The sequence below is a fragment of the Streptomyces sp. NPDC127038 genome (assembly GCF_042725875.1).
Lineage (GTDB): Bacteria > Actinomycetota > Actinomycetes > Streptomycetales > Streptomycetaceae > Streptomyces.
The window spans coordinates 1-7,207 of the sequence record NZ_JBHXDQ010000130.1; the positions used below are offsets into that span (position 1 = coordinate 1).

The window sequence follows — 7,207 nt, forward strand, 5'->3', positions numbered from 1 at the left end:
CTCGCGGCCAACGCATCGTTGTAGACCACCCGGGCACAACCGAACGTACGGGCCAGCACGATGCGCTGACCCGGCGTCGGCTCGAGCCGGAAGGAGTACCGCAGATACACGCGACCAACCTAACGGCCATCACTGACAACGCCGGTCCACCCAAGGGCGAACCTGCTTTCCCTGCCCTGCTCCGCAGGAGCTTCGTTTCCTCCCCGGCCTGAAGGCCGGGGTATCCACGAAGGAAACCTGATGAACCACCCGGGATGCGGGGCGGTGTATCGCTGACAGCGGTGCGAGGGCTTCCCGTGGCAGAACTCCTCAGGCGCCTGAGGGCGCGGGAGGAAGAAATGGCGGTTCCTGTCCGGAACCGGGATTTCGACCTCACCACGGATGCCGCAACGCTGAGCCCCTGTACGTACGGGACGTCCGGCGAGTGGAGTTACGTCCTGGAGAGTTCGGGCTCGTCCACATGGTATGAGCGGTGGTTCTGCGACGATCCTGCAGTAAAGCCGCTTCCTAGGGATGAGTTGGTGTGCCTCAACCCGAACATCGCGGTTCAGCCCTGCTGGCTCGCCTACGCTCCGGGCTGCGATGGCGCCATGTGGTTCACCGAGTTCGGCGAAAGCCCATTGCGCAGTCGGAAAGCGGATACCACCGGGAAGGTGGCGGCCCTAGACGCGGCGCTGCGAGCCGCCGACGCGGTGAACCCCGGACCGCCTGAGTTCGACCGCAGGCCGGAGTGGGTGAAGTTCGTCGACGAACACCACGGCGGTGTGCCCGCCGTGGTGTGGCAGGCCGTGGGCGACTGCCTCGGCATTCGCGTTCCACGGGCGGACATCGAAAAGGGGAATCTGCCGATCGCTCTGTTGGACGACCAGCCTCTCGGCTGGCGACGCAACTGAAGGAAGCCTCCCCGGAGCGGGGAGGCTTCCTTCAGTCGGTCGCTTTGGGGTGGCCGACGCCGGCATAGACGAGATACACCTTCTGGGCTTCCTCGTCTACGAGGTACCAGAGGCGGCCTCCCCCAGTGACTTCGATCTGCCACTGGGGCAGCCGCTTCCCGCCTCGATCGACGTGCGACAGGTTGTACTTGAGCTGATGGTGCCGCTCGGTCTGCTGTGCCGGAGCAGGGTCGGTGCGCATCTGCGCCCACGCTTTGGCAGCATTCCCCGGAGCCTTGCTGCAGACCTCGCGCCAGCCGTCGACGGCCGGTGAGCTGCCGTAGCGGACGTCGTACTCCCCCCTGGGCCGGTGGTGGAGCTACCGGATCCCCCTTCTTCGGACTCACTCGCCGGACACCTCGGGCGCCTCGACCGGACCAAAGTCTCCGTCGGGCGACTTAAGGAGCGCCTCGCGCAGCTCCGGGTCCGCGTACACCTCGGCAGTCGACTTCCATGCTGCAACGACCGGCGCGAGTAGCGCCACGTTGTCCAGGTCAACGGCCGCACGGGCTGTATCCACGAACTCGACGAGGAACTCGCGGACGGCCGGCTCGGGCAGGAAACGCACCCAAGGGAATGCGTCTGGGAAGACGTGCGTAAGGATCTCCACGACCTGCGGATCGCTCTTCATCATGGCAACGAAGAGTCGGGTGGTGGAGTCGACAACCTGCACGACCTCTTCGGCGCGCGCTGCGGTGGTCAGGTAGAGGTCTTCGTCGTCGCGGCGATGCAGGGTAATCCCCCGCCGTGCGGAGCCCTGCATGCGCGCAATGGTGTCCTTGGGCTTCTGCAGAAGCTCCGAGAGGTTAGCTTCAGCGGGCATGGCGGTCATGACTTCAAAACTACTTCAGAAGTCTGGATGGCGCGCCAGCCATTCTGGGCGAGGTCCTCGCGGGCACGCTCTGCGAGCTCGTCGGCCTCGGCGTCCAGGACCTGGCGGCCGCCGGGGTCACCCTCACCCGGCTGACCGGCCCCCGCACCCCCAGGGCCCCGCTCTCGCACACGCACGGGAGGCACAACGGCGGTAGGCACCACCGGGGACGGGAGCACCGACGCCAGGCGCACCAGCCACAGGAGCAGCGGGGGCGTGAGCACCGGGGCGGGTGCCTCACTATCCTGGGCTGTCGTGACCGGCTCTGTGCGGCTTCCGCTGCTGTTCCTCGACGTCGACGGACCGCTGATCCCGTTCGGCGCGGAGCCACCGCACTACCCGACGTACGCGCTCGGCCCCGATCCGCGGGGCGCCGCCGCGAACCCGCTCCTGACCAGGATCGATCCCCGGCACGGGGCCAGGCTGACCGCGCTCGCCTGCGAGCTGGTCTGGGCCACGACGTGGACGGACGAGGCGAACGAGTGCATCGCTCCCCTGCTCGGTCTTGAGCCGCTGGCCGTGGTCCGCTGGCCGGAGCCGTCGGACATCGACGACCAGGACGAACGCGACGGACTGCACTGGAAGACCCGCACCCTGGTCGACCGGGCCGCGGGACGGCCGTTCGTCTGGGTCGACGACGAGCTCACTGCCACGGACCGGACCTGGGTCACCGCCCACCACGGCCCCCACGCCCTGCTCCACCACGTCGACCCCCGCCACGGCCTCACCGCCGACGACTACACGACACTCACCTCGTGGCTGCGGCAACAGTCCGAGAGCGGCCGCACCTGACCAGAACGTCCCGGCCGGGCGGGCAGGGCGCCCAGGCCGTCCCTTTCGGACCTTGCCGGTGGGCAGGATCTGAGGGAGCCGGTCCAGACCGGGTGCTGTCGGTGGGGTGCCGTAGCTTCGCAAGCATGATCTCCGCACAGACGGGCCGGGCTGCCAGCCCCTACGATGCAGCCTTCCTGCCGCGGCTGCAGATGGCCTTCCGGGCTGCGCGGGAGCCGGTCACGGACCCGGTGTCGAAGTTCGGCGGGCAGCCGGTCTGGCTGGACGGACCGGCCTGGCCGGTGCATCCGCGTTCGGGCGAGCCCCTGGTGTTCATCGGCCAGTTCCGGGTGCCGGGAGACGAGGTGCGCCTCGCGTACCTGTTCCTGCACGAGGAGGGCGTGGTCATGGGCGGTGACACTCCGGACGACGGCGAGGCCGTCGTCCTGATCCAGCCGGGTGGGCGGATACCGCCCTTCGCGTCGATCGGCTCCCCCGGCACGCAGGGGCGCACCCTGTGGCGGTGGGGTCCGGAGCACACGGAGGTTCCCGTCGAATGGCTGACCGAGCTGACGCCGGTACCGGCGGAACTCGACGACGCAGCGAACCAGGCCGCCGCGTTCTCCCGGTACCTGCGGGGCGAGGGCCCAGAGGCTGAATATCCCGAAGAGGACTGGCCCGCGGACTTCCTGGGCGGCGAGGCCGTCTACCCCAACGATCAGGCCTTCGGTATCGCCCCCTCCTGGCTGTTCCTCTGCCAGTTCGAGGACCGAGGTGAGGCGGAAGAGGATCCGTTCTTCCTGAACTTCGGCTACGGAAGCGGCTTCGTCTTCGTCAGCTCCGACCACCTTGAGGGCCGGTTCTTGTGGGACTGCAGCTAATACTCCAGTCAATTTTCGTGACGTAGATCATTTGTCGGTGGTGCAGCGCGACTCCGCCGCCGGCGGCGCGGATGGCACGCCGGAAAAAGGTCAGTCCCCCGGTGATTCTCCGTAAGGCGCCGTACCAGTGATCGGGTCCAGGGGTTCGAATGGCGGCGTCCGGGCCACGAGCACCGCTCCCGAAGTCTGGGTCTGCGGCCCGATCTGTCGGGGATCCAGGGTCGACTCTGCGGCGACCGTCGGTGCGTCGCAGTCGCCCCAAGTAGCCGCCCAACTGCTGGCTCGGTCGTCTTCGGGATCAAGATCTTCAGGTTTGCCGGGAATGCCGAAGGCGTCCAGGAGGCGCCGTTCGACGCCGAATGGCTCGCCGAGGGCCAGTTCGGGATATTCGGCGACCCACCGCCTGATGACGTATCCGTCTTCGGCGATCAGCCAGGCTTCGCCGTCGTTCTGCTCGCTGTGGAAGTAGGCCTGGGCTCTTCCGTACTTCGAGCTGAGCTGCTGGCACAGGTTCGTAACGAGAGCGGTGCGCGTCAGGTAGGGCAGTCCGCACCACGCTCCGATGACCAACGTCCATCCGTCGATCGCTGGGGTGATCACGACTGTTGAGAACCGCTCTTCGCCTGCATGTGCAACCTCGTCAATGAGGTCCACACCGTGCGCCCAGGTGGTCTTCCGCACGTTGGTGAAACCAAGTTGTGCGACAAGTTCCGCTTGGTCGGCGCTGTGGACCGCGATCCATGAGAGCCAGCATGCGCGTATCGCCAACGGCGAATCGGAGGTCTGCACGACCGTCACCATAGCCGCGGGCGAATCGTGGCCCGGGACAGCGACGGCGGTCCGCAGGCCGATCCCGCCACGTGGGCCGCGACACGGCCCGAGGACGAGCACGGCCGGGGTGTCACGATCATCTCCGCGCTGGTCGACGGCGGCGGCAGTCACCGCACCTCCGAGGAGCTGATCGACCACTGGGCCGATCTGGCGGCCGCCTGACCGCGTACCGGCCGCCCGGCTCCTGTGGAGCGACGGCGCCGGACGACGGGTCCAGTACCGGCAGCTCGGGTCCGTACCGGCAGCTCGGGTCCTTCGCAGCGGCCGGTACGCGGCCGACGGGACGAATCCGGCGCCGGCGTGCCCGGACGGACCGGGTCCGCTGGCGGGACCACGGGGGCCGGGCGAGGGTGGCACTGGCCGTGTGCCGTGGTCGCGGCCACCGATACCGCCCGATACCGCGCTGTCAGCGAGGGAGACCCGCGATGTCCGCGAACGCCGAGGCCAACCCCGCGGAGCAGGCCGTCGAGCGGGCCAACGAGGCGGTGCTGCGCCGGTTCCCCTTCGACGACACCCGCGATCTGGAGGACGCCCGGCGCGGCTTCCTGGGCACCGCCCGGGACAGCCTTGTCACCGACGCCGGCGGAGGGGTCGTCTGGGACCTCGACGCCTACGGGTTCCTGGAGCGGGAGTGTCCCGCCACGGCCAATCCCAGCCTGTGGCGGCAGAGCCGGCTGTGCTCCGAGCACGGCCTGTTCGAGGTCACCGAGGGCGTCTACCAGGTCCGCGGCTTCGACCTGTCCAACATGACGATCGTCGAGGGCGAACGCGGCGTCCTCGTCATCGACCCGCTGATCTGCGCCGAGACCGCCGCCGCGCTGGCCCTGTACCGCGGCCACCGCGGCGAGCGGCCGGTGACCGCGGTCCTGTACACGCACAGCCACGTCGACCACTTCGGCGGCGTACGGGGCGTCGTCACCGACGAGGAGGTGGCCGGGGGCGTGCCCGTCCTCGCCCCGCAGGGCTTCCTGGAGCACGCGGTCAGCGAGAACGTCTACGCCGGTACGGCCATGGCGCGCCGCGCCGCCTACATGTACGGGGCGGCGCTGCCCAAGGGAGAGCGCGGGCAGATCGGTACGGGCCTGGGGCAGACGACGTCGACCGGCACGGTCACCCTGATCCCGCCGACCGTGTCCGTCACCCGTACCGGGCAGAGCGAGACGGTCGACGGCATCCGCATGGTCTTCCAGCTCACCCCCGGCACCGAGGCCCCGGCCGAGCTGAACATCCACTTCCCCGGCTTCTCCGCCCTGTGCATGGCCGAGAACGCCACCCACAACCTGCACAACCTGCTCACGCTGCGCGGCGCCCAGGTCCGCGACCCGCGGGTGTGGTCCCGCTACCTCACCGAGGCCGTCCAGCTCTTCGCCGCCTCCACCGAGGTCGCCTTCGCCTCCCACCACTGGCCGGTGTGGGGCCGCGAACGCGTCGTGGAGTTCCTCTGCGAGCAGCGGGACCTGTACGCCTATCTGCACGACCAGACGCTGCGCATGCTGAACCTGGGGCTGACCGGCCCGGAGATCGCCGAGCGGATGGAGCTGCCTCCCGCGCTGGAGCGGGCCTGGCACACGCACGGCTACTACGGCTCGGTCAGCCACAACACCAAGGCGGTCTACCAGCGTTACCTGGGCTGGTTCGACGGCAATCCCGCCCGCCTGTGGGAACACCCGCCGGTCGAGTCGGCCGAGCGGTACGTGGCGTTCATGGGCGGTGCCGGGGAAGTGCTGCGCCGGGCCCGGCAGTCGTACGCGGAGGGTGATTTCCGCTGGGTGGCGCAGGTCGTGGGGCATGTCGTGTTCGCCGACCCGGACAACGCGGAGGCCCGTGCGCTGGAGGCCGACGCCCTCGAACAGCTCGGCTACGGCAGCGAGAACGGCACCTGGCGCAACTTCTATCTGATGGGGGCCCACGAACTGCGCAACGGTCCGGTGGGCACGCCGACCCCGACCGCCTCGCCCGACGTGCTGGCGGCCCTGACCCTGGAGCAGCTCTTCGACTCCCTCGCCATCCGGGTGGAGGGGCCGCGCAGCTGGGACGCGGACATCACCGTGGGCTTCGTGGTCCGCGGGGGCGACACCGTGACCGTGCGGCTGCGCAACGGCGTCCTCACCCATGTCACCGGCACCGACCCGGCCGCGGCCGGCCCGGAGGTGGCCGAACCGGACGTCGGGATCGCGCTCGCCGAGGCCGACCTGCGCGCCCTGCTGCTCGGCACGCTGACCCCCGCCGCGCTGGCCGCCCGTGACGGGGTCGAGGTCACCGGCGACATCGGCCGGCTCGCCGAACTGCTCGGCCATCTCGGCGAGCCGGACCCGGACTTCGCCATCGTCACACCGTGAGCACTTCCGGCCATCCGACTTCCGGCCATCCGGGCATTCCCGCGGACCGGAACGTGTGGGACCTCAACTCCCGGGAACCCGGCTCCGCGAGGAAACGTCACCGAATCCGGTGACGCCTCAATGGATTTCGCGGGCTTTTGCCGCGGAGCGCAAAGGATTCGATGAGGGAGTCTTTCTTATGAGTGACAGCATCTGGGGCTACCAGCCGGCCACCGGCCACATCGCGGGCACCGACCTGATCGGCTACAAGGTCGAGGCCACCGACGGCAGCATCGGGAAGGTCGACAAGCACTCGGACGAGGTCGACTCCTCCTACCTCGTCGTCGACACCGGCGTATGGATCTTCGGCAAGCAGGTCCTGCTCCCCGCCGGCACCGTGCGGTCGGTCGACCAGGACGAGCAGAAGATCCACGTCGCCCTCACCAAGGACCAGATCAAGAACTCACCCGAGTTCGTCCAGGACCAGCACGTCGGCGACGCCGACTATCACGAGCGGGTCGGCGGCTACTACACCGGCCTGCGCACGTTCTGACGACACGGCACCGCGCGCACGTGAGGGGCGGGTGACGGACAGAGGAGATC

10 protein-coding genes are annotated in these 7,207 nt (G+C 69.1%); 6 read left to right on the top strand and 4 right to left on the bottom strand.

The window, feature by feature from the left end:
* The coding region (locus ACFWI4_RS40875) for a helix-turn-helix domain-containing protein (RefSeq protein WP_387206785.1) at nt 1-110 on the bottom strand (110 nt) is incomplete at its 3' end.
* 186 nt (nt 111-296) lie between these two features.
* On the opposite strand from ACFWI4_RS40875, the gene ACFWI4_RS40880 reads away from it, so the two are divergent.
* The gene (locus tag ACFWI4_RS40880) at nt 297-893 is read left to right on the top strand and encodes a hypothetical protein (protein WP_387206766.1); all 597 of its coding nucleotides are present in this window, start codon (nt 297-299) and stop codon (nt 891-893) included.
* Between the two features lie 31 nt (nt 894-924).
* Here ACFWI4_RS40880 and ACFWI4_RS40885 read toward each other — a convergent pair whose 3' ends face one another.
* Nucleotides 925-1,134 (bottom strand): hypothetical protein, encoded by a 210-nt coding sequence (locus ACFWI4_RS40885; protein WP_387206769.1) that lies wholly within the window; start codon nt 1,132-1,134, stop codon nt 925-927.
* A 141-nt stretch (nt 1,135-1,275) separates the two neighbouring features.
* The gene (locus ACFWI4_RS40890; protein WP_387206771.1) at nt 1,276-1,764 is read right to left on the bottom strand and encodes a hypothetical protein; all 489 of its coding nucleotides are present in this window, start codon (nt 1,762-1,764) and stop codon (nt 1,276-1,278) included.
* 294 nt (nt 1,765-2,058) lie between these two features.
* Here ACFWI4_RS40890 and ACFWI4_RS40895 point away from each other — a divergent pair, with 294 nt between their 5' ends.
* Together ACFWI4_RS40895 and ACFWI4_RS40900 are read left to right on the top strand one after the other, a co-directional pair.
* Nucleotides 2,059-2,595 carry an HAD domain-containing protein gene (locus tag ACFWI4_RS40895; protein ID WP_387206773.1) on the top strand — a complete coding sequence of 179 codons (537 nt, stop codon included), beginning with the start codon at nt 2,059-2,061 and terminating at the stop codon, nt 2,593-2,595.
* 125 nt (nt 2,596-2,720) lie between these two features.
* Nucleotides 2,721-3,455 carry a hypothetical protein gene (locus tag ACFWI4_RS40900; protein ID WP_387206775.1) on the top strand — a complete coding sequence of 245 codons (735 nt, stop codon included), beginning with the start codon at nt 2,721-2,723 and terminating at the stop codon, nt 3,453-3,455.
* Between the two features lie 90 nt (nt 3,456-3,545).
* Here the strand turns inward: ACFWI4_RS40900 and ACFWI4_RS40905 are convergent, their stop codons facing one another.
* Complete coding sequence (locus tag ACFWI4_RS40905) at nt 3,546-4,244, bottom strand: hypothetical protein (RefSeq protein WP_387206777.1); 699 nt, start codon at nt 4,242-4,244, stop codon at nt 3,546-3,548.
* 27 nt (nt 4,245-4,271) lie between these two features.
* Here ACFWI4_RS40905 and ACFWI4_RS40910 point away from each other — a divergent pair, with 27 nt between their 5' ends.
* The 3 genes from ACFWI4_RS40910 (at nt 4,272) to ACFWI4_RS40920 (ending at nt 7,157) form a co-directional block, all read left to right on the top strand.
* Nucleotides 4,272-4,448 carry a hypothetical protein gene (locus ACFWI4_RS40910; protein ID WP_387206779.1) on the top strand — a complete coding sequence of 59 codons (177 nt, stop codon included), beginning with the start codon at nt 4,272-4,274 and terminating at the stop codon, nt 4,446-4,448.
* 263 nt (nt 4,449-4,711) lie between these two features.
* A complete protein-coding gene (locus ACFWI4_RS40915) occupies nt 4,712-6,625 on the top strand; it encodes an alkyl/aryl-sulfatase (protein WP_387206781.1) in 1,914 nt (637 codons plus the stop codon).
* 178 nt (nt 6,626-6,803) lie between these two features.
* On the top strand, nt 6,804-7,157 hold the full coding sequence (locus tag ACFWI4_RS40920; protein ID WP_387206783.1) for a PRC-barrel domain-containing protein: 354 nt from the start codon (nt 6,804-6,806) through the stop codon (nt 7,155-7,157).
* Nucleotides 7,158-7,207 lie beyond the last annotated feature (50 nt).